At 62.8% G+C, this 21,892-nt stretch carries 23 protein-coding genes; 8 read left to right on the forward strand and 15 right to left on the reverse strand.

Features of this window, described 5'->3' with window-relative positions:
• Positions 1 to 170: 170 nt before the first annotated feature.
• The 3 genes from J2805_RS22880 to J2805_RS22890 all read right to left on the reverse strand — a co-directional run bounded on the left by J2805_RS22880 (position 171) and on the right by J2805_RS22890 (position 2,094).
• Positions 171 to 482, reverse strand: a complete 312-nt coding sequence (locus J2805_RS22880) for a hypothetical protein (protein ID WP_309980325.1) — start codon at positions 480 to 482, stop codon at positions 171 to 173.
• Between the two features lie 64 nt (positions 483 to 546).
• Positions 547 to 681 (reverse strand): hypothetical protein, encoded by a 135-nt coding sequence (locus tag J2805_RS22885; protein ID WP_309980326.1) that lies wholly within the window; start codon positions 679 to 681, stop codon positions 547 to 549.
• Between the two features lie 186 nt (positions 682 to 867).
• Complete coding sequence (locus J2805_RS22890) at positions 868 to 2,094, reverse strand: S8 family peptidase (protein WP_309980327.1); 1,227 nt, start codon at positions 2,092 to 2,094, stop codon at positions 868 to 870.
• Between the two features lie 333 nt (positions 2,095 to 2,427).
• Between J2805_RS22890 and J2805_RS22895 the strand changes: the two genes are divergently transcribed.
• Positions 2,428 to 3,153 (forward strand): AfsR/SARP family transcriptional regulator, encoded by a 726-nt coding sequence (locus J2805_RS22895; protein ID WP_309980328.1) that lies wholly within the window; start codon positions 2,428 to 2,430, stop codon positions 3,151 to 3,153.
• 10 nt (positions 3,154 to 3,163) lie between these two features.
• Here J2805_RS22895 and J2805_RS22900 read toward each other — a convergent pair whose 3' ends face one another.
• On the reverse strand, positions 3,164 to 3,415 hold the full coding sequence (locus J2805_RS22900) for a hypothetical protein (protein ID WP_309980329.1): 252 nt from the start codon (positions 3,413 to 3,415) through the stop codon (positions 3,164 to 3,166).
• 450 nt (positions 3,416 to 3,865) lie between these two features.
• Here J2805_RS22900 and J2805_RS22905 point away from each other — a divergent pair, with 450 nt between their 5' ends.
• Positions 3,866 to 4,345 (forward strand): hypothetical protein, encoded by a 480-nt coding sequence (locus tag J2805_RS22905; RefSeq protein ID WP_309980330.1) that lies wholly within the window; start codon positions 3,866 to 3,868, stop codon positions 4,343 to 4,345.
• A gap of 215 nt (positions 4,346 to 4,560) precedes the next feature.
• Here the strand turns inward: J2805_RS22905 and J2805_RS22910 are convergent, their stop codons facing one another.
• The 3 genes from J2805_RS22910 to J2805_RS22920 all read right to left on the reverse strand — a co-directional run bounded on the left by J2805_RS22910 (position 4,561) and on the right by J2805_RS22920 (position 7,336).
• On the reverse strand, positions 4,561 to 5,373 hold the full coding sequence (locus J2805_RS22910; RefSeq protein ID WP_309980331.1) for an MBL fold metallo-hydrolase: 813 nt from the start codon (positions 5,371 to 5,373) through the stop codon (positions 4,561 to 4,563).
• 62 nt (positions 5,374 to 5,435) lie between these two features.
• The gene (locus J2805_RS22915) at positions 5,436 to 6,269 is read right to left on the reverse strand and encodes a class I SAM-dependent methyltransferase (RefSeq protein ID WP_309980332.1); all 834 of its coding nucleotides are present in this window, start codon (positions 6,267 to 6,269) and stop codon (positions 5,436 to 5,438) included.
• A 5-nt stretch (positions 6,270 to 6,274) separates the two neighbouring features.
• Positions 6,275 to 7,336, reverse strand: a complete 1,062-nt coding sequence (locus J2805_RS22920) for an NAD(P)/FAD-dependent oxidoreductase (protein ID WP_309980333.1) — start codon at positions 7,334 to 7,336, stop codon at positions 6,275 to 6,277.
• 122 nt (positions 7,337 to 7,458) lie between these two features.
• Between J2805_RS22920 and J2805_RS22925 the strand changes: the two genes are divergently transcribed.
• On the forward strand, positions 7,459 to 8,043 hold the full coding sequence (locus J2805_RS22925) for a helix-turn-helix domain-containing protein (protein ID WP_309980334.1): 585 nt from the start codon (positions 7,459 to 7,461) through the stop codon (positions 8,041 to 8,043).
• Positions 8,044 to 8,090: 47 nt separating this feature from the next.
• On the opposite strand, the gene J2805_RS22930 is transcribed toward J2805_RS22925, so the two are convergent.
• From J2805_RS22930 to J2805_RS22940, 3 genes are all read right to left on the reverse strand, one after another.
• Positions 8,091 to 8,705, reverse strand: coding sequence for a carbonic anhydrase (locus tag J2805_RS22930; protein ID WP_309980335.1), 615 nt, complete (start codon positions 8,703 to 8,705; stop codon positions 8,091 to 8,093).
• A 130-nt stretch (positions 8,706 to 8,835) separates the two neighbouring features.
• Positions 8,836 to 9,315: a GNAT family N-acetyltransferase gene (locus tag J2805_RS22935; RefSeq protein ID WP_309980336.1), complete on the reverse strand. Its 480-nt coding sequence runs from the start codon at positions 9,313 to 9,315 to the stop codon at positions 8,836 to 8,838.
• Between the two features lie 97 nt (positions 9,316 to 9,412).
• Positions 9,413 to 10,666, reverse strand: coding sequence for a cation:proton antiporter (locus J2805_RS22940; RefSeq protein WP_309980337.1), 1,254 nt, complete (start codon positions 10,664 to 10,666; stop codon positions 9,413 to 9,415).
• A 150-nt stretch (positions 10,667 to 10,816) separates the two neighbouring features.
• On the opposite strand from J2805_RS22940, the gene J2805_RS22945 reads away from it, so the two are divergent.
• Positions 10,817 to 11,635 carry a pyruvate, water dikinase regulatory protein gene (locus J2805_RS22945; RefSeq protein ID WP_309980338.1) on the forward strand — a complete coding sequence of 273 codons (819 nt, stop codon included), beginning with the start codon at positions 10,817 to 10,819 and terminating at the stop codon, positions 11,633 to 11,635.
• Positions 11,636 to 11,786: 151 nt separating this feature from the next.
• Positions 11,787 to 14,204, forward strand: coding sequence for a phosphoenolpyruvate synthase (gene ppsA, locus J2805_RS22950; protein ID WP_309980339.1), 2,418 nt, complete (start codon positions 11,787 to 11,789; stop codon positions 14,202 to 14,204).
• A gap of 105 nt (positions 14,205 to 14,309) precedes the next feature.
• Here ppsA and J2805_RS22955 read toward each other — a convergent pair whose 3' ends face one another.
• Positions 14,310 to 14,930 carry a TetR/AcrR family transcriptional regulator gene (locus J2805_RS22955; RefSeq protein ID WP_309980340.1) on the reverse strand — a complete coding sequence of 207 codons (621 nt, stop codon included), beginning with the start codon at positions 14,928 to 14,930 and terminating at the stop codon, positions 14,310 to 14,312.
• Between the two features lie 173 nt (positions 14,931 to 15,103).
• Between J2805_RS22955 and J2805_RS22960 the strand changes: the two genes are divergently transcribed.
• Together J2805_RS22960 and J2805_RS22965 are read left to right on the forward strand one after the other, a co-directional pair.
• Entirely contained in the window at positions 15,104 to 15,817 is a 714-nt protein-coding gene (locus tag J2805_RS22960; RefSeq protein ID WP_309980341.1) for an SDR family oxidoreductase, read from the forward strand.
• Positions 15,818 to 16,243: 426 nt separating this feature from the next.
• Entirely contained in the window at positions 16,244 to 16,396 is a 153-nt protein-coding gene (locus tag J2805_RS22965) for an IS3 family transposase (RefSeq protein ID WP_309980342.1), read from the forward strand.
• 91 nt (positions 16,397 to 16,487) lie between these two features.
• On the opposite strand, the gene J2805_RS22970 is transcribed toward J2805_RS22965, so the two are convergent.
• From J2805_RS22970 to J2805_RS22985, 4 genes are all read right to left on the reverse strand, one after another.
• A complete protein-coding gene (locus tag J2805_RS22970; RefSeq protein ID WP_309980343.1) occupies positions 16,488 to 17,291 on the reverse strand; it encodes an aminoglycoside 6-adenylyltransferase in 804 nt (267 codons plus the stop codon).
• A 210-nt stretch (positions 17,292 to 17,501) separates the two neighbouring features.
• Positions 17,502 to 18,365: an alpha/beta fold hydrolase gene (locus J2805_RS22975; RefSeq protein WP_309980344.1), complete on the reverse strand. Its 864-nt coding sequence runs from the start codon at positions 18,363 to 18,365 to the stop codon at positions 17,502 to 17,504.
• Positions 18,366 to 18,413: 48 nt separating this feature from the next.
• Positions 18,414 to 19,412, reverse strand: a complete 999-nt coding sequence (locus J2805_RS22980) for an NADP-dependent oxidoreductase (RefSeq protein WP_309980345.1) — start codon at positions 19,410 to 19,412, stop codon at positions 18,414 to 18,416.
• Between the two features lie 200 nt (positions 19,413 to 19,612).
• Positions 19,613 to 20,293 carry a TetR/AcrR family transcriptional regulator gene (locus J2805_RS22985; RefSeq protein WP_309980346.1) on the reverse strand — a complete coding sequence of 227 codons (681 nt, stop codon included), beginning with the start codon at positions 20,291 to 20,293 and terminating at the stop codon, positions 19,613 to 19,615.
• A gap of 105 nt (positions 20,294 to 20,398) precedes the next feature.
• Here J2805_RS22985 and J2805_RS22990 point away from each other — a divergent pair, with 105 nt between their 5' ends.
• On the forward strand, positions 20,399 to 21,433 hold the full coding sequence (locus J2805_RS22990) for an NAD(P)-dependent alcohol dehydrogenase (protein WP_309980347.1): 1,035 nt from the start codon (positions 20,399 to 20,401) through the stop codon (positions 21,431 to 21,433).
• Positions 21,434 to 21,892: the final 459 nt, after the last annotated feature.

Below are 21,892 nucleotides of genomic sequence, written 5' to 3' on the forward strand. Positions count from 1 at the left end.
AAAGCCCTTTCCGTTGAATCGATTCATTAATCATATGGGGTGATCCGCATTACGTCAACGTGGACGTCGGATTTCTAATCATCGCTCGCGTTCCGCCCTCGCAGAAGGGCGGAACGCGAGGGTGGCTGCCGGTATCCAACAGCCACCCTCGGCACCTCTATGTCCCAGGTCTACTTCAGCATCCAAACGTCGGTGGTGTAGTCCTGCCGGCCATCGGCTGGGGTGAAATCGGTGTGGACCCAGACCCGCAGGTAAGTGCGGCCGTTGTACTGGTAGGTCTTGACCCACACGCTCTTGGCCGCCCAGCTGTACTTGTAGGTGGCACTCTCCCATCCGCCGTTCTCGGCGTAGGTCCGTTTGGCACCCCAATCGCAGTCGGTCGGGTGGCATTTTCCGAACACCCGGATGGATCCCGCGGGATAGACGCAGTGGCCACTCGTATCGCATAATGCCTGGTCCGCGCAGCCCCAGTCGAGCTCCACTCTAGTGACTGAGTTGGTGTTCGGGTCGATGTTCTTCCAACTTCCATTAGCCTGGCTGGAACCGCTACACAGGGCCGTGGGCAGGTGCCGCCGTCAGCGTGCTGCCAATGAATACGAAGGCGAAGGAAGCAAGGATCACGGCTATGAGGGCGGCTGTGGCGGACCGGCCTGTCCTTTGCCGCAGGGTGTCTTTGAACATGGGGTTCTCCTGGTGTGGATGCGTGTGGTTTCGTTGGCCGGTTTGGTGTAGGGACCCGCTCCCGGCAGACCGTATGCCCTGCACCGTTCACTCACTCCTATGGTCCGTGGGGGCAGAGGTTGCGCGCTTCCGTGCCAGCACGGTTTCTTGGCCGTACCAAGAGAAGACAGCCCCCTTCCGGTGAAGCTAGCTGGTGGTCGTGGGTGCCTGGACAAGGCCAGCGCCTACATCCCACGGGTCGGTGCCGGCCTTGAGCGGGCTGAACGTTCCGGAAGCGATCACTTTGGCCTGCAGGAGTACCGGACTCAGCGGCCCCTGCGCAAGAAGCCGTTCCGCCCACAGGGCAGTCACGCCGGCCACGTGTGGTGTGGCCATGCTTGTCCCGCTGATGGTGTTGGTGCCGCCGTTGAGCCAAGCGCTGAAAACCCCGACTCCGGGACCGGCCACGGTCGCCATCGTATTGGAAAACGGCGCCACGCTGAGTCCGCCGCCGCCGTCGGCCAAGGCTGCCACTGACGTGATCCCGTATGCCGCGGCTGGCGGGGCAACGTTAATCTCGTAGGCGGGATTGCCGGTACGTCTGCTTTCGTTGCCGGCGGCCGCGATGACAACTGTGGTCTGAGCGACGGAGGCACGGGCGTTGAGAAGGTTTGCCAGCTGTTCGAAAAGCCGGATGTTCGCGCGGTAGCCTTCGAGGGCGATCGAGGTGGCAGCGGGGATGGACAGACCGTTCACCTGGACCAGCTCATCCACCCAGCCGGGAAAGTCCATCCCCAAGGACATGGAGATGACATGGGCACCGTTGTCGGCAGCCCACAGCATCGCCGTGGCAAGAATGTCGCTGCTGCCGCCGTTCGGGCCGCCGAGGACCTTGCCGATCAGGGCTTTCTCGATGCCGCGGGCGACGCCGATCCTCTGGCCCGCGAGGTCGCGGCCGAAGATCGTTCCCGCACAGTGCGTGCCGTGGCCGTTGTCGTCCTCGGCGCTGCCGGCGCCCGTGAAGTCCTTCGTGACAAGGTTAACGCCGGCGAAGGCCGGATGGTCGGCGTCGATGCCGGTGTCCAGGACCGAGACGGTCACCCCGGAGCCCGTGTAGGGAGAGGCATCTGCGCCCACGGCTTTGACGCCCCATGTCACGGCAGCGGACGGTGCAGCAGGTGCTGCCAGAGGTTCGATGAGTTTCATCGGCATCGCAGGGGCGAAGCCAAGGACCGTGGGATCATTTTGCAGGGCGTTGATGATATAACTTGAGGGGTTTTCGGTCCTCTCCACTGTCATTCCCGCTGCCCGTTCCGCCAAGTTCTGGGCAGCGGTGTTGAGCCCTCGGGCCGCCGGTCCGTCGAAGGGGTCGCGGGTGGCGTGCAGGGCAGGGGCGCGTAGAACGATCATTTTCTGCCTGAGTAGTTTGGGCATCTTGGGCTCCTTGGCCGCTTGAATTTCTCGAACTGGTGTGCCCGTCCGCTGACCGGCACCATAGCGGCTAGCCGTTATCGGCGCGTTACTGGTCCTGCGGAAATTTCCCGTGGGAAATGGAGCGAGAGAGCCGACCTCTGGAGCGAACTCTCTCTTCCCGCCCTTCGCGTAACAGATGTTGCTCCTGAATCCTATGGATGCTGGATATCACTCATATCTGCCTTCGGTGAATCTGCGGCTGGCGTCGGTCATTGACATCCCGCGCCCGACTGCGGAAAGTCGTTTCTAGATCTGTTCCAGCTCTTCAGACCCACGCTGGATTTGGGGGTACCCATGGGCAATGACGGCTATGGTTTTCAGTTGAGCCTGCTTCAATCTTGGCAGCTTCGTCTCGGCACTGACGTCGTGCATGTCGCAGCACGGCAACAGCGGCTCATCACTGCGCTAGCCATCAACGGCCCTCGGCTCCGAAGTTACCTGGTCGGTCTGTTGTGGCCGGAGTGTCCCGAGTCCAAGGCACTTGAGAGCCTTCGCGTCAGTATGCATCTGGTTTCGCGGCAAGTCCCTGGCCTCCTCGTAAACGGTGGTGCGGTGCTGTCGCTGAGTGATGGCGTTGACGTGGACCTGCACAGAGTCCGTGCCCAGATGCGTGAGTTGAGCCAATTTGGATTGAACGGAAACGTGGCCTCGTGTCTGCAGCAGTTGCGGACCGCAGAGTTGCTGCCGGGCTGGTATGAGGACTGGGTGCTCTTCGAACAGAGCAGGTTGCGGCAGGACCGGCTTCACGCATTTCAGACCATTGCTCGGCAGTCGCTAACGCGCTTTGACTCTGAGTCAGCTGTGGAGGCCTCCGAGGCGGCACTGGAAATTGAGCCACTCTATGAAAGTGCCGTCGCACTGCTGATTCGGGCTGAGAAGCAGCAGGGCAATTATGCTGCCGCGCTTCGGGCCTTCGAAAAATATCGAGCAAAGCTGAAGGAGGACATGGGGCTTATGCCTTCGGAGGCTATTCGGCGCCTTGTTGCGGACATTTGGTCACAGCCAGCCGCAAACGAATGAGGGAAGCCCCCTAGGCCTCGCCAGGAGGTCCTAGTTGGGCGGACAGCCACTGGCGCACTACGCTGACGACCTTGTCCGGATCAGCTGTTGAGAAAATGCTCGGTTCACCGCTAGGCGCTTGGTTATACGTAACCCTGGCGCGAAAAGCGGGCACCTGGTCAGGCTCTTGCCATGTGCGGATGACAAGCGTGCCCATGAAAGGCATCGCCTGGTCCGACTCATCGTCATCCGGGATACCCGACGGACGATCATCGCTGGTCATGGCCTTCACCCTTCTCTAATCAGCGATCACGCACGGGCGTGGTCGGTCGCGGACTGTACACTGCGCGTGCCCGCCTCGGCTGTCAGCCGAAAGCGAGTCCGGACCTTCCGCCATTTGCTGCCCCCGACAACCGGCGGGCCCGCTTGCCTCATCCTTCTGCACGTGAATCAGGAATCGGCTTGCGTTTGCTAAAGGTTTGGTCAAGATCGCCGGCAGGAAGGTTATCGAATTCGAGGTAATGCTGTGGTCGTCTCCGTAGGGTCGCGCCCGCGGTAACGCGGTAATAACGCCACAAGTGCTCGAATGGGTGAGGTCTCAGACGCTGTTTCCGATGGTGCTCAACAGGTGATGCCGCAAGCATTAGGAATTCGGTGCCACCCGTGGGTATTCAGGGATCACCCTCTCCGCGCGGGTGGTCCGCACCATAGACACCGGGTCGGGGAGAAGGCCGTGAAGGATCAAGAGGCTCGTCAGAGACTTTCCGAGAATATTGAGCAGCGGCAGTCGGCGATCAAGCTGTTCCTGCGACAGGAACGGCCTCGTCGGAACCGGCTGGCCACGACGAGCGTTGTCGGTAGCGCGCTGGCTGCGGGCTTCACCGCAGGCCCCGCTTTTGGCGGGACCAAGTTCGCTACGGGGATTCAGGGAGCGCTTACGTTGGAACAAAGCTCCATTGTTTGGCAGGCGCTCTGTCTTGCAGCGATGCTAATGTCCGTGGTGGCTGCTGTAGCGACGAACTTGGCTAACTCGCATTCAGTAGCCGCTAAGGTCAGCGCAGCTGAGGCGTGCAATGCGCAACTCGAGGGGCTGCAAACGGCGTTGAACTTCGGACGCCTGCCCTTGGAAGATGCCGTCCAGCTCTATCAGCAGTACACGACTCAAGTGGCGTTCGTGGATGATGCCGAGGCCACGAAAACCTCAGGGGTGTGACGGATCCTGCGTCCCTTGACCGAAATGGCGCATTAGAAGGATTTTTGACTTGGCATCCATCGCTTCCATCTGGGGTACACCACCATCGGTGTTATCCGGATTCTCCGCACGGTATTTTTGCGTCCTCCTCGAACGTCGGTTTCCGGCAACTGTCATGCAAGGGGTGGCTGGACCAATCAGCCGCCGCTTGTCCAAAAACAACTTATCCCGACGGTTCAGGTCAAATGATCGAAGTCTCCTCGCGCCCAAGCAGCGTGCCGTTGCGCCGAATCGTGCAGAACAGCCTTGGCCCCGGACGCGATGACGTTGTTGAAGTTGCCGTAGATTCGGTCGAACTTGAGCTTTCCCAGCTGCGCGGCGATTCGCAACGCCACCGCGCCCGAAAGAGGTAAATGATTCGGATAGCTGCGCATGAAGGAGATGGAACGGCGGTCTGGATTCGGATACACGCTGTCACCGGTCAGTAGAACTCCTCGACCGGCCGCTCCTGCAGCCCAATGCACTACCGCGCTGCCCGGGAAGTGCCCGCCGGTCTGGTGTAGTGCCAACCCCTCGGCGAGAGTGTGACTGCCGGACCAATACTTGATGGTCGGATCATGACGCCCTAGCCATTGCCGGTCTGCGTCCGCTACAAATACAGGAACGCCTCCGAGCCGATGCGACCATTCGACCTGCACACCAAACATGTGTGGATGGCTGGCGGCGATCGCCACGACCGGACCACGCTCGAGCACTGCCTTCACAGCACTGTCATCGACATATCCGACCGGATCCCACAGCAGCGACCCCTCGCGTGTCACAACAAGCTGGGCGGTCTGGCCGATCCCGACTTTTGGCTCCGTCTTGATCCCGATAAGTCCAGGCTCGTTCTGCTTGAACACTGTCTGCTGGCTCTCCTGCGCCAGACCGTCCAGGGTGAGCCACTTTTGTCCGTCCTCGGGCACATACTGCCGCTCATCGGTGCAGATCGGGCATAGCCCCGGGACAGGTTCGTCGCGTTCGACGGCGCAGGTGGCGCAGATCAGCATGGGGGGTTCCCTTCCCTTTGGCCGCAGGCTGGCCTGCCCAGACTATGGCACATGAAAGTCTGCTAGGAAGACTTTCCAGCCGGGGTGGCAACCCAGATGGTCCGGGTGGCGCGGGGTTCCAGCTCGATGTCGTCGGAGAACTGATCCAGCAGGTTTTTCACAGCGTCGCGGTCGTCCGCGGTCAGCGCCGCCAGGTGCAAGAAGCGCGCGAACCACTGCTGGGCGTACTCCCGTGCGGCCGGGGTCACGGGTGCCATGGTCGTCACCTCGGACTGGGTGACGCCGAACCCCGCGGCCTCGATGATCGGTGCCCAGTTGGGGTGGTCATTCCATCCCTCGGCGGCTGCAGCGGCGTTGCAGCGCCGCTCCAGCAGCGCTTCGCGCGGATTGCCCAGGAAGCGGGGCAGAGCCGCAAGCTCGACGACGACCAGGACCCCATCCGGCGCAAGTGCCCGGCGGATCCCGGATAGGAGCCGGGCGGGGTGGGCGACGTGGTGTAGCGAGGACGCTGCCCAAACCAAGTCAACCGGCGCCTCGGCCACCGTTTCCGCCGTGAGCGAGGGCCCGGCAAGCAAAGGGAAGCCGTCGTCGAGATCAGCCTCGACCACGGCGAAGCCCTGCTTGCGCAGCAGCTCGAGCATCTGCGGGTCGTTGTCGACGCACGTCACCGCGGCGTCAGGGTACCGCCTGCGCAACAGCCGGCTACCTGCGCCGGTGCCGGCACCGAGGTCAACGACGCTGCGAACAGCTGTTGTACCGGTAAAGTCCAGGACGGACGCGAGGTTGTCGCCGAAAACCTCGGCGTCGAGGTTGAGGATGCGGTGCTGGTCGTAACTGCCGGAGCGCTGGTGTGCCCGGTGGCCATGGTCCCGCGTCAAATCTTGCTGGTGATCCATGCCGGTCAGCTTTCTACTGTGGCCGCAGGGCCCAGGTCGGCGGCTTTGTGCCCGTCATCAAAGCCATGGCTTCGGTGATCCAGGACGACTTTAGCGACGGCGGCCTCCGAGGCGGCCGAGAACGGTCCGAAGTGCCCCTCAACGGCCCACCGGGTTTCCTCTTCGATGAGGTCGGCGTTGATCCTTGCGCCGGTCACGACACCCTCGGCGGCCGCAACGATCACTTGCGCCATTAGGTTGGAGACATTGCCCGCCGCATACACGCCGTGGACGTCTGTCGCACCCATATCGTCGGTCTCGATGAACCGTCCGGCGCCCGATGGGTGCAGCTGAGGACGCAGCCCGAGTGATTCCAGAAGCGCGGATCTGGCCTCCATCCGTGTTCCGACAGCCAGCGCCTGTACTTCGAACGCGGAACCCTGGCGAAGCGTGAGCCCTGTCAGGACACCGTCGACAGCGTCAACGGCGGACACGGCGCCGTCAACGACCGTTACGGACCGCGCGGCGAGCTTTTCCCACTCCTCGTCGGTGGGTTCCACCGCGTCGTTAAGGAACAGGGTGACATTACGGGACCATTGCCTGAACAACAGGGCCTGATGGACGGACAGCGGGCCTGTGCCAAGCACTCCAATCCGTTGCCCGCGGATTTCCCAGCCGTGGCAGTAGGGGCAGTGCACGACGCCCTTTCCCCATTGCTCCCGTAGCCCGGCGATGGGAGGCAGCTCGTCTGTTAGTCCGGTGGTGACCAGGAGGCGCCTGCCGAAGAACCGGCGGCCATCTGCGATTAACACCTCGAATCCTTCGGGGGTTTGCCGTGCCGAAACGGCCTCGCCGTCAATCACCGTTCCTCCGTAGGAGAGAACTTCGCGGCGGCCTACGGACAGGAGTTCCCGCGGGGCCATACCGTCCCTCGACAGAAAACCGTGTACACCCGCTGCGGCCGCGTTGCGCGGGGTTCCGGAATCGATGACCAGTACCGAGCGCAGCGCCCGGCCCAGCGTCGTGGCTGCGCTGAGTCCTGCCGCACCGCCGCCCACAATTACGGCGTCATAGCGTGTGGTATCCATACTGATGTGTCCTTCGTTGAGTCCCGGTCGTTCGCCGTCCAGAGTTCCTGGGCGGTAACACCAGCGTCCATCGCACGATCCATGATTGGCAAACAAAATTGCCGTTATGGCAAACTGGGCGGATGACAACTGACCTTGACGATGTTCTCGGAGCGGTCGGCCCCCGGCTTCGGACACTCCGTGCGGAACGGAACCTCACTCTCGGAGAGGTGTCCTCCGCATCAGGAGTCTCGGTCAGCACCCTTTCCCGCCTCGAATCCGGCCAGCGCAGGCCAAACCTCGAAATCCTGCTGCCCCTCGCGAGGTTGTACGGTGTTCCCCTTGATGACCTGGTGGGCGCCCCGCCCACCGGGGATCCCAGAATTCATCTCCGGCCCATCACCCATGGCGGCATGACGGCTGTTCCTCTCACGCGCCGCGCAGGCGGGTTACAGGCCTTTAAGATGGTGCTCGCCGGTGATGCCCGCGGAGCCGAGCCCGACCCCCGCGTTCACGAAGGCTACGAATGGCTCTACATCCTCAACGGACGGCTGCGTTTGGTGCTGGGTGACAAGGACTTTGAACTTCGCCCCGGTGAAGCCGCGGAATTCGACACCCACACGCCGCACTGGTTCGCCAGCGCTGACGGCAGGCCCGTCGAGTTCATTAGCCTGTTTGGGCAGCAGGGCGAGCGGATGCACGTGCGCGCCCGGCCCAAGCCCTCCTAGCCGCAGAACGTGTCTGAAATGGGCGGAGAGATTTGTGCCCGTCAGCTTCAGAGGACGCCGGCTGTGGAGACGAGCTGCGCCCGGCCCTCTTCGAGCCGGTATGTGAGGCCGACGACTGCGGTGGAATAATTGTCCACCGCCTCGAAAATCATCCGTGAGCTGTCCAGTAGCCGGCGCACGGTCTGCTTGACGTGTTCGACGACCATGTCGTTGACGTCCGTCTTGTCCTCACGCATCGACCTCAGCACCGACGGTGTGATCCGTTCAACTAGGTCGCGGATGTGGCCCTCGGGCGCCTCTCCTGTTTCCACGGCCTCTTTCGCGGCCGTGACGGCGCCGCAATCGTCGTGCCCGAGGACAACGATCAGCGGGACGTGGAGTACCGCGACCGCGTACTCGAGCGAGCCGAGAACGGCGTCGTCGATCACGTGCCCGGCTGTGCGGACGACGAAGACGTCGCCGAGGCCGACATCGAAGATGATCTCCGCGGCGAGACGGGAATCCGCACAGCCAAAGATGACCGCGAACGGATTTTGGGTGTTCACCAGCTCGCTGCGACGGGAGGCGTTCTGGTTCGGGTGCAGGGAATCACCCGTGACGAAACGCTCGTTGCCGTCAAGCAGTCGCTGCCATGCCTCGTACGTGCTGATTCTGTTGCTCACCTACGTACTTTATGGGGGAGGGCCGACCCGCAAAGGGAGGTACCGCCTCAGCGGCCGGAGAACGCGAGAAAGTCACGGGCCGAAAGGCCACCAGGACGACCTCTGTTCGATGCTATTTACCGCTCCGCTGTCATAGCTCCTGGTAGTAGTACAGCATCGGGTCGGTGCCGTCTGGTTCGGTGTTGCTGAACCCGCGTGCTTCATAGAAACGGCGTGCCTCTGTGTCCTCGCCATCGACGTTGATTTCCATCAGCGTGCCGCCACGATCCCGTACCAGGTCGCATGCGGCCCGCAGGAGTGCGCTGCCTAGACGATGCCCACGCAGGTCTGGACGGACGTAGAGCTCGTCGAGGATCGCGACCGGCCCTTCGTACCAGACATTGGGCCTGAAGCTCAGCACCGCAAGACCGTTCGCCGGCTCCCCAACAAGCAGCACCACGACGTCGTCGCCCGCCAAAAGCTTCCTCAGCCGTAACCTTAGCTCGTCAGGGCCAGGTGTCGGGGTCGAGAACTCGGTGTTGAAATCATGAAGCAGCTGGGCAACCACACCGGCATCGTCCGTCGTTGCACGACGCGGCCTCTCATCGGTTCCCGAATCATCAGGCGTCACGGCTTCATCATGCTCGCCAAGTGGGCCGGCGTCCAGCCGGATGCTCCATAGGCACAAGCAAGCACTCCACGATCCATTGCATCGGATCCTCCGACGTCTACTTTGGTGCATCACCAGCGACGTCGGCCTGGTCCGGTTCGCTCCGCTTAGCGGATTTCCTGGCGCCGCGTTGGCGGCGTGCCGATGGCCTGCGTTGGTGCTGGTGGAGTGCGAGCAGCGGAAACAGGAGGACCGAAAGCATTCCTGCTCCGACGAGGGCAGATGAGATTCCACCTGAGATGAGTCCCTCCTCCCGGCCAATCGATGTCACGGCGACGATAATCGGCAATCCTGTTGCTCCAAACAGAATGATGGCCAGTTTGTCTGCAGTGGTGGAGTTGCGGGGAGCGGCGAGCAATGACGGCAGGCCGCGGATGACGAGCAGGAGGAGCAAGAACAGTGGGACCAGCGCGAGGGCCGCCGGGCTGGCCGTCAGCGCGCGGAGGTCGAAATCTATGCCGGTGTCGATAAAGAAGATCGGCACCAGGAATCCGAAGGCGATGGCGTCGATTTTCGCCTCGATGACTTTCCGGTCCTTTTCGGGTGCACGTGCGATGGCAACCTTCCAGAGGACTCCAGCCGCGAATGCGCCCAGGAGCATGTCGAGCCCCAGCACCATGCTGAGCACCACGAGCACGGTGAGGATGAACATTATCGACCGGACGGCGAACTGGCCGCTGGTGTGGAGCGTCCTGGTGACCTGGGAGTGCAGCAGTGTGTGCCGCGCCCGGGAGGCCAGAAATATCGCCAGACCGGTCAGGAGGACAAACCCGAGAAGAACTGCTGTTGCCGGTCCCAGCTCCCTGCCACTAAAGAACAGCGAGATTGCAACCAGAGGACCAAACTCCCCGGCCGCACCCAGTGCGGTGACTGCGATACCCATCGGGGACTTCGATTCGCCGGCGTCCCGAAGGATAGGCAGCAGCGCGCCCAGAGCTGTGGAGCACAAGGCGACGCCGATGATTACTGCAGCCTCCAGAGTGGGAGCGAGGACAAGGCCGGCACCAAAGCCTGCCGCCAATGAGATGAGCCACCCGGCTGACGCCCTATTGAGGGGTCGGCCGCGGATCACGGCGAAATCAATCTCGTTGCCGGCTACGAAGAACAGCATGGCCAGCCCGAAATCGGCCAGCGTATCCGTGAACTCGGCAGATTGAATCCATCCCAACAGGCTGGGACCGAGCAGGATCCCGAGGACAATTTCGAAGACCACGATCGGCACCTTGATCACCCGATCAAGGAAACGGGCTGCAAGGGGCGCTGCGATGGCCAGCAACGCGATCAGGACTAATGACGTGGACAAGCCATGCATCGGCGGTACCTCCGGTAGCTCGGCTGCTTCGAAGGAAAAGTAATCCAAAGCTACCGCCGCCGCAGTTGTGGCGCCATAACAGACACCCGCCCAGATGCCATGTGGCCCGGCAGTTGGGCTACCGGACCGTGTTTGGTAGAGAATGCGGTCATGACCAATGACGATCTTCGGCCTGTCTACTTCCTCTCGGACAGCACAGGCATCACGGCGGAAACGCTCGGCAACACCTTGTTGACGCAGTTCCCCGCCAATAACTTTGACCGCATCACGGTTCCCTTCATCACCACCGTGGAACAGGCCAGGGCGGTGGTTGGCACGATAGATGAGCTGGCCGCCACCGGCTTGCGGCCGATTGTCTTTTCCACCGCTGTCAGCAGCGACATCCGCCAGACCCTGGGGACGTGCCAGGGGATCATCGTGGATCTCATCGGGACGCATGTGGGACAGCTGGAGCGGGCGCTCGGCTCGCCGGCCAGCGGCGAACCGGGCAGGGCGCATGGCCTCGGAAACGCGGAGCGGTATCAATCCCGGATGGCCGCGGTTGAGTACGCCATGGAACACGACGACGGCCAGAGCCTGCGCGCGCTGGAAAAGGCGCAGGTCATCCTGGTTGCTCCCTCCCGCTGCGGCAAAACGCCCACCACCATGTATCTGGCGCTGCAGCACGGGATTTTTGCCGCGAACTTCCCCTTGGTGGACGAGGACTTCGCGCGGGAGGGCCTGCCCAAGCCCCTGAGGCCTTTCGTTGAGAAGTGTTTCGGCCTCTCCTCCAACCCGCTGCGCCTGAGCCAGATCCGGACCGAACGGCGCCGTGGCTCACCTTATGCGTCGCTGCGCCAATGCGGCTTCGAGTTGCGCAGTGCCGAGCAGCTGTACGTTTCCCACCGGATTCCGTACCTGAATTCAGCCACGGTGTCCGTGGAGGAAATGGCTGCAACCATTCTGCAGCGCATGAATCTGAAGCATTAGGGAAAATTTTCACAAAGTGAGTGTGGCGCAGATCATGTGGAAACAGCGCCCGAGACCTGTCAGTGTGGACAGGATTCGCGCCCACCGACCGGCTATCGCCGCGAGCGGGGCGGCACATCTGCATGCCATCATCTGCAAAGGAGCAGCAACTATGACGACAGACATCCTGTGGTTCTCAGAACTCGGACTCAAAGATTTGGACCGAGTGGGCGGAAAGAACGCCTCCCTCGGCGAGATGGTGCAAAATCTGACCTCAGCCGGCGTCCAGGTCCCCGACGGCTTCGCTACGACAGCGGACGCTTACCGCACCTTCCTTGCAGAATCCGGCCTGGACCAGAAGATTGCCGACCGCCTGGTGGGCCTGGACACCGACGACGTGACGGCACTCGCCGCCGCCGGCCAGGAAATCCGGGCCCTCATGCGTGAGACGCCTTTCCTGCCCGACTTCGAAGCCCAAATCCGGAACTCCTACCACCAACTGGTGGAAAAGCACGGGAGCTCCGAGGACCTCTCCTGGGCCGTCCGCTCCAGCGCTACAGCGGAAGACCTGCCCGATGCCTCCTTCGCCGGGCAGCAGGAGACATTCCTGAACGTCCGCGGCATCGAGAACATCCTGCTCGCAATCAAGGACGTCTTCGCGTCCCTCTACAACGACCGGGCCATCGCCTACCGGGTGCACCACAAGTTTGAGCACGCCGAGGTGGCGCTCTCCGCCGGCGTCCAGCGGATGGTGCGTTCCGACGTCGGGGCCTCCGGCGTGATGTTCACCATGGACACCGAATCCGGGTTCCAGGACGCCGTGTTCGTCACGTCCTCCTACGGCCTGGGCGAGGCCGTCGTCCAGGGCGCAGTTAACCCGGACGAATTCTACGTCTACAAGCCCGCCCTGCAGGCGGGCCGCCCGGCCATCCTCAAGCGGGGACTGGGGGAGAAGGCGCTCCAGATGACGTACACGAGCAGCCGCGAAGTCGGGCACACCATCGACTTCGTACCGGTTGAGCCTTCGCTGCGGAACCGCTTCAGCCTCAGCGACGACGACGTCGAGCAGCTCGCCAGGCACGCCGTTGCCATCGAGAACCACTATGGCCGCCCGATGGACATCGAATGGGGCAAGGACGGGATCGACGGCGGCCTGTACATCCTGCAGGCCCGCCCGGAGACCGTGCAGTCCCGCCGTGCCGCCGGCAGCCTGAGCCGTTTCCGTCTCAATGGGGCTGGCCGGGTGCTCGTCGAGGGACGCGCCATCGGCCAGCGCATCGGTGCCGGCAGTGTCCGCATCCTCACCGCCATCGACCAAATGGCTGCGTTCAAGACCGGCGACGTCCTCGTGGCCGACATGACTGATCCGGACTGGGAACCGATCATGAAGCGTGCCTCCGCTATCGTGACCAACCGTGGCGGACGGACCTGCCATGCGGCCATCATTGCCCGGGAACTGGGGATTCCCGCCGTCGTCGGCACCGGGAATGCCACGGATGCACTTTCCGACGGACTCGAAGTGACTGTCTCCTGCGCAGACGGCGAGACCGGCACTATTTATGAGGGTCTCCTGGATTTCAGCGTCGAGGAAACCGAGATCACCCAGCTGCCCGAGGCGCCGGTCAAGGTCATGATGAATGTCGGTACCCCGGAACAGGCGTTCACGTTTGCGCAGCTGCCCAACCACGGCGTCGGCCTGGCGCGGCTGGAATTTATCATCAACCGCCAGATCGGCATCCACCCCAAGGCGTTGCTGAACCTCGACGACCAGCCGGCCGACGTGGCCGCCGAAATCCGGGACCGCATCGCCGCGTACAGCAGCCCTCGCGATTACTACATCAAGCGCCTGGCCGAAGGCGTGGCAACCATCGCGGCGGCCTTCGCGCCGGAGCCCGTGATTGTGCGCATGTCCGACTTCAAGTCCAACGAATACGCCAACCTGATCGGCGGACCCGCCTACGAGCCGCACGAAGAAAACCCGATGCTCGGATTCCGCGGCGCCTCACGGTACCTGGACCCGACCTTCAGGGACTGCTTCGACCTCGAGTGCGAGGCCCTGTCCTTTGTCCGCAACGAAATGGGGCTGACCAACGTCAAGCTGATGATTCCGTTCGTGCGGACCCTGGATGAGGCCCGCGGCGTCATCGACCTGCTGGCGGAGAACGGCCTGGTTCGCGGTGAGAACGGCCTCGAGGTGATCATGATGTGCGAGATTCCCTCCAACGCTCTGCTCGCCGACAACTTCCTGGACCACTTCGACGGATTCTCCATCGGCTCCAATGACATGACCCAGCTGGCCCTGGGCCTGGACCGGGATTCCGCGGTTGTCTCGGGCGGTTTCGATGAACGCGACCCCGCCGTCAAGAAGCTTCTGAGCATGGCCATCAAGGCCTGCAAGGCGCGCGGCAAGTACGTGGGCATCTGTGGCCAGGGGCCCAGCGACCACGAGGACTTCGCCGAGTGGCTGGTCGGGGAAGGCATCGATTCCGTTTCCCTGAACCCCGATACCGTGGTGGATACCTGGCTCCGACTCGCCGGCGCGGCAGGCGGCGCCGAGGTCGGTGCGGGAGTCGGCGCAGGGGCGAACTGATTTTCGGTTAGACCAGAGTGCCTGCCCGGGGTTACCCCGGGCAGGCACTCCTGTCTTAGCGGTCCAACGCCGCGGAAATGACTGCCGTCGGACCGTCATGTACCTCTAGTCCCCGGGAATGGGGACCTTCGCCAGCAGCACGCTGAGCTGGGTCCGGATGTCCTGAACAATCTCGTCGATGCCCAATGCGGCGTTCACGCTCGCCGCCATGCTGAGGAACATAATGGCGGTGACGATGCGGGCCGTCGTAGTGGCATCGTCCGCACCGTAAAGGTTGTCCCTGCAAAGGATGTCAGCGATGGCTTCCTCAGTTTGTGCGACGATGGACAGGGCTTCGCTGTGGCGTGGCTCCTCAGGATCACCGAAGACCATTTCCCGCAGGTAGGTGCGTCCGTTGTCGACCTGGACCCGGTTGCATTCCACGATGGGCCGCACAACCGCGAGGACAGCATCGAGGGTTCCCCGAATGGTTGCAGCATCAGCCCGCCCCTGCTGGAGCGCTTCGGCATAGTGGACGTTCTGCACGAGCAGGAGAAGTTCGCCTTTGGTCTTCGCGTAGAGAAACAACGTCCCGGTGCCGATGTCCGCCTTGTCGGCGATCTGCTGGGTCGTGACATCCTCGATGCCGTGTTCGGCCAAGAGTTCGCTGGCAGCGGCAGTGATGCGGTCGAGCTTTTGCTGCTTGTTCCGCTCGCGCCGTCCGACCGGCTGGGAGGCGAGAGACATGATGGACCTCCGGGGAATAGATTCTGACTGCACTCAGTTATGAGTGTAGTCATTACTGTGGTGGATTGAATTATCTTCGCTCATTCTCCCACGCTGCGGTGGAGCACCAGCGTCCGCCCTAGTCCGGTAGTGGCGCCGCAAACCATCGACGCAAAGCAGAAAGAAGAACCACCATGCCCTCACTCGACGGAGCAGTCGTCCTTGTCACCGGAGCCAACGGAGGGATCGGCACGCACTTTGTGCACGAAGCCCTCGCCAGGGGAGCCGCGAAGGTTTATGCCACCGCCCGCAAGCCCCGCACCTGGACCGACGAACGCATTGTTCCACTCACCCTGGACGTCACCGACGCCGCTTCCATCAGGTCGGCTGTGGAGGCAGCACCGGACGTGACCGTGCTGATCAACAACGCCGGCGCGTCGGTCTCCAGCCCCGGGATCCTCACCCACACGGATGAGGAGATCCGCAGGAACGTCGAGACGAACTTCCTCGGCCCGCTCTTCGTGGCCCGCGCGTTCGCTCCCGTCCTGTCGGCCAAGGACGAAGCGATGATCATCGACATCCACTCGGCCCTGAGCTGGTACGCCGTCGCCGGTATTTACAGTGCGACCAAAGCTGCCCTCTGGTCCGCAACCAACTCGCTCCGCCTGGAACTCGCCCCGGCCGGAGTTCACGTCGTCGGCGTCCACGTGGCGTACGTCGACACCGCGATGGCCGCACACGCCACCGACCCGAAGCTCGACCCGGCGGTGTTGGTCCGAACCGTGCTCGACGCGGCCGAGGCCGGAGCGTACGAGGTCCTCGCGGACGAAACATCCGCCCAGCTCAAGGCCGGGCTTAGCGCACCCCTCGAGGCGGTTTACCCGCAGTTGGTGGGCACGCGCTCGTAGGCGGGTGTGCCGTGGCGCCAGCACGCGTAAGTGTGGTGGCGCCATTGCTATCGGACGGCTATCGGAGGCACCCGAGGCCGCGGTGGCGCTGTTTGAGATCGGTTGGCGAGCCAGTACCGGCTCACGGCGAGGAGGGTCTGCGCCCGAAACCGAAAGGCCGACCCAGGGCAAAACCACAGGCTCCCGCGCAACCGCAACCGGAGCTGCAGCAGCTGCGCGGCGAGAACGAACGCCTGCGTGCAGAGGTGGCCTGCCTGGGAAAAGTACAGGCCTTGAGGGACGGGGAACAGCGCTAAAGGTCCGCGCTGTCATGGTTCTCAAGGCCGAGCATCGGTTGGAAGTTTTCCTGGACGTCGCGGGGCTGCCCCGGTCGACGTTCTTCGACCACCAGTCCCGCCGCCAAGCCCCGGATCCTCGGGCGCGTCCTTGAAGGCCGCTGTCACAGGGATTTTCGAGAAGAACCACGGCCGGTACGGGCACCGCCGGCTCCATATCGAACTGCTCAAGCAAGGATGGACGGTGGCCAAGAAGACCGTGCTGAGCCCCGTGCAATACCGTGCTCATGCCCTCGCGGCCTAGGCCCACAGATATTCTTCGTCTGGCTACCTCTCAGGGTGTCGCGGGCGTTCTTGCAGGAAGACGGTCAACCCGGATCCCGGAGAATCCGGGTTCACCAAGACATTCGTAATTCACGATGCCATAGGTGTTTGGTGGCCTCTTCGAGCTCCAACGGCCAAGTAGCGCCACACTTTTCTGCGAGCTTGCGCGCGCGGGCCAAATAGGCGCCTGCCAGCTTCTGCTGCGCTTCTCGAATGCTGAGTTCGCTGAGCCCAAACGCAGGAACTCCCTGCAGGCATTGCATCTGTTCGTCGCTCAAATGCTGCCCTATCCGCTTACTGATCGTCCCACTTTGAATCCCGTTCTCAGCTAGTAGCAAATTGACCAAGAGACGGTCGCGCATCATCGAAGTAGCCCGCGAAAGTGCAATGAGATCACCGCGGTGAACCGATGCGATCGTCTTGCCGAGGAAGTACAAGAAGATTTGGATATCTTGGGCGGGAAAGAACGCCTGGCCGCGAGGAGAGTGGGTGGTTGCTATGTCCTGAATTGGAGCACCGCGGGCAAGGAGCGTGCGGCGCGAGACCCCGGACGTGAAGTCACTTTCCGAGGAGTGAACATTCAGATCGATCTGTATCCAATCGGAAGTGAGGCAAATGAAGGAGCCCGACAGTCCAGGGATTGCATCCCCGAGGACGAGATGCACCTGCGAGGCGAGCCATTCGATCGCAGCGAAGTTCTCCGGTTGTATCACTGCTAGGTGAATGTCGATGTCGCTCCAGTCATCTGCCGATCCCTGCGCCAGCGAGCCCTCGAGCCAGACCGCCCGTATGCGTTCATCGTCGAGACACTTCTTCAATAGCATTCGCAGTGTGGGCCTCAGCCGCGGCGGCACATCCTCAAGCGTGGAATCCATACGCAGATTGTTTCATCAGTCCAAAAGCCATCTTCAATCTGACGGCTATAGGAGCATCGTCAGCGAGCTTCCACACAGAGAAGGCCCCATTCCAAGTGGAGGGGGCATTCTGGGACGAGCCGATCACTCGCCCTCTAAGTTGGAGTTCTCGCATAATTACGAGTCCAACTTCCGGGGACCAGTTCATGGCGCTCCGGCCTACTTTATTAGTTAGTGCCCTAGGAAGGCGACGGCGGCGGGGGAGAAGCTTGCGTGGAACTGGAAGATCCCGCCGTGGCCGGAGTCGGGGTAGATGATCAGCTCGGATCCCTTGATGCGCCGATGAAGGTCCTCAGAGAGGATCGATGGCACCATGCGGTCGTTATCGCCGTTAGCGATGAGCGTGGGTTGGGTGAGCTTCGAAAGGTCCGAGGGTGCGGAGCGGCCGAACTTCTGGATTGCCTTCAGCTGCTTCTGGAAAGCACTGGTGCTGATCGGTTTGTCGCGGTCAGCCGTGCGCTCCTGGAGTCGCCTGATGAACGCCTTCGCGGCAGGCTTGCCGGTGGCGTTGCGGTTGAAGAAGAGGAACTCTTTCGGGTCAGACCGCGTCAGTACAGCGCGGAGGATGTCCCGGTAGGTTGTGCCGACAACCTTGTCGATGTCATTGCCGCCACGCGGCCCGGTCCCGGTCAGCACGATCTTGCGGACCAGGTCAGGATGTTCCAGAGCCAGGTCCTGGGCGATCATGCCTCCGAGCGAGAAGGAGAAGACGTCGACCTTGTCGAACCCGAGGGCCTTGATGAACGTGTAGGCGTCGTCGGCCATTTCCTCGATGCTGCCGGGAACGTTGCCGGTGGAGGCGCCGACGCCGCGCTGGTCGAAGGTGATGACATGGCGGTTTTTCGCGATGGCGTCGATGATGCGAGGGTCCCAGTTGTCCAGGGTCGCAGCAAGGTGCACGAAGAACACGACGGGGATGCCGCCCTTGGGGCCAAGTTCCCGGTAGGCATAGGTGACGTCACCGGCGGCGAGGGTGCGGGTCGGTGCTTTCGCGTACGAGGTGACGACGGATTCGGTCGGGGCGGTGTTGCTCATGCTGGTTGTTCTCCCTGGTTGGCTTGGCGACGCATTGCCGACGGCTGGTCAGCGTGTAAGGGTGACGACGGCCTTGCCGCGGATGCCGCCGTCGGACAGGGACTGCAGCGCCTGCGGGGTCTGGTCGAAGTCAAAGACCTTTCCCACGACCGGGCGCAGCACGCCGTCGTCCACCAGGCCGGTGATCTGGCGCAACTGGTCGCCGCTGGCGCGCATAAAGAGGAACTCGTAAGTGACGCCGAGCTTCTTGGCCTGTTTGCGGATCCTGCTGCTGAGCCCCGCGACGGCCAGGCGGAGCACAGGGCTGAGGCCGGCTTTGCGCGCAAACGCCGGGTCGGGCGGACCGGAAATCCCGATCGCCTTCCCGCCGGGCTTCAGGACGCGCAGTGACTTCTCAAGGTTCTCCCCGCCGAGGCTGTCGAGCACCAGGTCGTACCCACTGAGGAGCTCCTCGAAGTCCTGCGTACGGTAGTTGATGACCGTATCCGCTCCGAGGTCGCGCACGAAGTCGGCATTGGAGGCGCTCGCGGTGGTTGCGACCGTGGCGCCGAGGTGCTTGGCGAGTTGTATTGCGATCGACCCGACCCCGCCTGCCCCGGCGTGAATAAGAACTTTCTGCCCCGGCTGCACGTTGCCCTGCTCAACGAGGGCCTGCCAGGCCGTGAGGGCCACCAGCGGCAGCGAGCCGGCCTCCTCCATGCTGGCCGATGAGGGCTTCAGCGCGAGGTCGGCCTCGGCCACGGCGATGCGCTCCGCGAACGTGCCGATGCGGTCCTTGTCGGGGCGGGCGTAGACCTCGTCGCCGGGCTTGAACCCGCGAACTTTCGCCCCGACACCGATGACTGTGCCGGCGACGTCATTGCCGAGGATCAGCTGAAGCCTGTAAGGCAGGATCTGCTTGAACTCGCCCAGGCGGATCTTCTCGTCCAACGGGTTGAGTCCCGCCGCCTGGACCTGCACGAGCACATCACTGTCACCGACCACCGGCTCGGCAACGTCCGCCTCCGCCAGCGGTTCCTTGTACTTGGTGACGACGAAAGCCCTCATGGCGCTCCTTCTGTGACGTGGGGTGATCCAAAAGCTGAACTCACTCAATTCTGAGTCCACTCAGAAATATTGTCAAGAGAGACCTTAGTGGATCCGACTGATTAGAACGCGTGGTTAGCCGGCCTTGGTGACGCGGGGGGCATATCCGCCGGTCCTGCGGCTGCTAATTGCGCCGGAGCCTGGGGGAACTGCCGGTATACCTAGGCGTTGCTCCGCGGAATCGATCGGCTGAGGCCGTCAAGAATGAGGTTTAGTCCGAAGTCGAATTCATCCCCGAAGTCATAACCGGGTTTGAGGACGTGTTCGACGGCGATCTCCACCATGTACGGGTATTCGCCGCCGGAAAAGCGCTCCATGATCGGGGCGGTGATCTCGGCGGCGGTGTCCCGGCCCTCAAACGGAAGGGCGGCTTCCTGGAGGGCGAATCCATAGATGTAGCTATCGAGCAGGGCATAGGCGTGGGCAGTCATCGGAACCGAAAAGCCGGCAGCCCTCAGCGTGCCCAGCGTCGCGTCGTGGTGGCGCAGGGTTGCTGCGCCGGGCGACGTGCGCGATTCCAGCAGTCCGACCGCCCACGGATGGCGCTTGAGCGCGGCTCGCATCGCATGCGCCCTCCGATGCATTTCGTCCCGCCAGTCGCCGGCGGGAGAGGGCAGCTCGATGTCGCTGAACACCAGGTCCACGATGCCATCCAGGATCTCGTCCTTGTTCGCCACGTAGTAGTAGAGCGACATGGGTTTGGTTCCCATGCTTTGCGCGAGCGAGCGGATGGTCAAAGCGGCAATTCCTGACTCATCAGCGAGATCCAGGGCGCACTCGAGCACCTTTTCCCGACTCAGTGAAAGTCGCTTCCGGGGCGCCGGCGGCGTAGTGCTCGACACTTAAACCTCCTTGGGCCATAGCGGTTCAGTACATCGTACGATACTCTTTTTAGTACGGTGTACGAATCACTGGAATCATCACTCAAATGTTTGAAAGGAACGGCCATGACCTCTGGTCAGCAAGCCAGGAAAACTCCTCGTTCGGACGGCCCCACCGTGGCGGAAGTCACGATGCGGGCCATCGTGCACGAGGCCTACGGCTCGGCCGATGTCCTGCACCTAGCGCATATTCCCACGCCGAAAATCGCAGACAAGGAGGTGCTTGTCCGGGTTCACGCGGCAGGACTGGACCGGGGGACCTGGCACGTCACCACGGGCCTGCCGTACGCGCTGCGGCTGGCCTATGGTATCCGCACCCCTAAGAACCCTGTCCCGGGGCTTGACCTGGCCGGCACAGTCGTAGCAGTCGGAGCGGCAGTGACCAGGTTTTCGATAGGGGACCATGTTTTCGGCGTCGGGAAAGGGCCCTTTGCTGAATACGCGGCGGCTCGCGAAAGCCAGCTCGCCCGCAAGCCGGCCAATGTCAGTTTCGTGCAGGCCTCGGTGGTTCCGGTGTCCGGTTGCACCGCCCTGCAGGCACTCCGCGCCGCAGGCAATTCCGTGCGGGGACAGAAAGTGCTGATCCTTGGCGCCTCGGGCGGAGTCGGAAGCTATGCAGTGCAGCTCGCCAAGGCAGCCGGTGCCGTGGTTACCGGCGTCTGCAGTACCGCCAAGATGGATCTGGTGCGCTCCCTCGGCGCCGACCACGTCATTGACTACACCACGCAGGACTTCGCCGACGGCACCGAACACTACGACCTGATCCTGGACATCGCCGGGAACCCCACCCTGTCCCGTCTCCGCCGGGCGCTCACCAGCACCGGCACGGCTGTGATTACCGGCGGCGAGGAAGGCGGGTCCTGGACGGGCAGCATGGACCGGCAGCTCCGAGCCCTGGCACTGTCCCCGTTCATCCCTCAACGGCTGACCATGGTCTTTGGCACCGAGGGCGCAGCGGACCTCGGGCACCTCGCCGGACTCCTGGAAGCGGGAACCCTGGTTCCGGCCATCGACCGGACCTACCCTTTGGAACAGGTTCCAGATGCAATGCGCTACTTCGACGCCGGCAAAACCCGCGGCAAAATCGCGATCACAATCTAGGCCTGCTCTCAGCTAAAACTGCCCAGGTACCAAGGCAGCCGGCAGTGGTGACCTCAGCTGCCGGGTGTACGTGCCTGCCTCCAGGGTCTGTGGGCAGGCCGGATGCTTGCCCCGCAACGGATCGAGGTCTAGCCTGAAGCTCGGGAGCACGGTTCCAGAAGAGGGCAGAAGCCTCCCTTTCAAAAGGACATAGTCAAATGTCGACCATCTCCGGTTCCTACCTCCCCGCCGGCATCCAAAGCCAGGATGGAGGCCGTCCGCTTTACCTCGGCCATTCCAAAGTCCCGAGGGTCGCGACCGCACTGCACCGACGCAGGCCTCAGCGCGCCTTGGAGGTGCTGCAACTTGGCGGTGTGTACGTCCACTGCGGCGAACCGATGCACGCCGCCGACTCCGGCCTGCGCAGTCTCGACGCACCCCTGACCACGGAGCAGATACACCCAGTTCCAAACGGAGCCT

The sequence above is a fragment of the Arthrobacter oryzae genome (assembly GCF_031454875.1).
In the GTDB taxonomy this organism is placed as follows: domain Bacteria; phylum Actinomycetota; class Actinomycetes; order Actinomycetales; family Micrococcaceae; genus Arthrobacter; species Arthrobacter oryzae_D.

Excerpts from the sequence above, each read along its gene's own strand:
- ppsA (WP_309980339.1), top strand. The coding sequence starts at position 11,787 with ATGACGACAGACATCCTGTGGTTCTCAGAACTCGGACTCAAAGATTTG.
- J2805_RS22970 (WP_309980343.1), bottom strand. The coding sequence starts at position 17,291 with ATGGATTCCACGCTTGAGGATGTGCCGCCGCGGCTGAGGCCCACACTG.
- J2805_RS22925 (WP_309980334.1), top strand. The coding sequence starts at position 7,459 with ATGACAACTGACCTTGACGATGTTCTCGGAGCGGTCGGCCCCCGGCTT.
- J2805_RS22885 (WP_309980326.1), bottom strand. The coding sequence starts at position 681 with ATGTTCAAAGACACCCTGCGGCAAAGGACAGGCCGGTCCGCCACAGCC.
- J2805_RS22900 (WP_309980329.1), bottom strand. The coding sequence starts at position 3,415 with ATGACCAGCGATGATCGTCCGTCGGGTATCCCGGATGACGATGAGTCG.
- J2805_RS22955 (WP_309980340.1), bottom strand. The coding sequence starts at position 14,930 with ATGTCTCTCGCCTCCCAGCCGGTCGGACGGCGCGAGCGGAACAAGCAG.
- J2805_RS22940 (WP_309980337.1), bottom strand. The coding sequence starts at position 10,666 with ATGCATGGCTTGTCCACGTCATTAGTCCTGATCGCGTTGCTGGCCATC.
- J2805_RS22910 (WP_309980331.1), bottom strand. The coding sequence starts at position 5,373 with ATGCTGATCTGCGCCACCTGCGCCGTCGAACGCGACGAACCTGTCCCG.
- J2805_RS22890 (WP_309980327.1), bottom strand. The coding sequence starts at position 2,094 with ATGCCCAAACTACTCAGGCAGAAAATGATCGTTCTACGCGCCCCTGCC.
- J2805_RS22975 (WP_309980344.1), bottom strand. The coding sequence starts at position 18,365 with ATGAGCAACACCGCCCCGACCGAATCCGTCGTCACCTCGTACGCGAAA.
- J2805_RS22920 (WP_309980333.1), bottom strand. The coding sequence starts at position 7,336 with ATGGATACCACACGCTATGACGCCGTAATTGTGGGCGGCGGTGCGGCA.
- J2805_RS22980 (WP_309980345.1), bottom strand. The coding sequence starts at position 19,412 with ATGAGGGCTTTCGTCGTCACCAAGTACAAGGAACCGCTGGCGGAGGCG.
- J2805_RS22960 (WP_309980341.1), top strand. The coding sequence starts at position 15,104 with ATGCCCTCACTCGACGGAGCAGTCGTCCTTGTCACCGGAGCCAACGGA.
- J2805_RS22945 (WP_309980338.1), top strand. The coding sequence starts at position 10,817 with ATGACCAATGACGATCTTCGGCCTGTCTACTTCCTCTCGGACAGCACA.
- J2805_RS22990 (WP_309980347.1), top strand. The coding sequence starts at position 20,399 with ATGACCTCTGGTCAGCAAGCCAGGAAAACTCCTCGTTCGGACGGCCCC.
- J2805_RS22915 (WP_309980332.1), bottom strand. The coding sequence starts at position 6,269 with ATGGATCACCAGCAAGATTTGACGCGGGACCATGGCCACCGGGCACAC.
- J2805_RS22895 (WP_309980328.1), top strand. The coding sequence starts at position 2,428 with ATGGGCAATGACGGCTATGGTTTTCAGTTGAGCCTGCTTCAATCTTGG.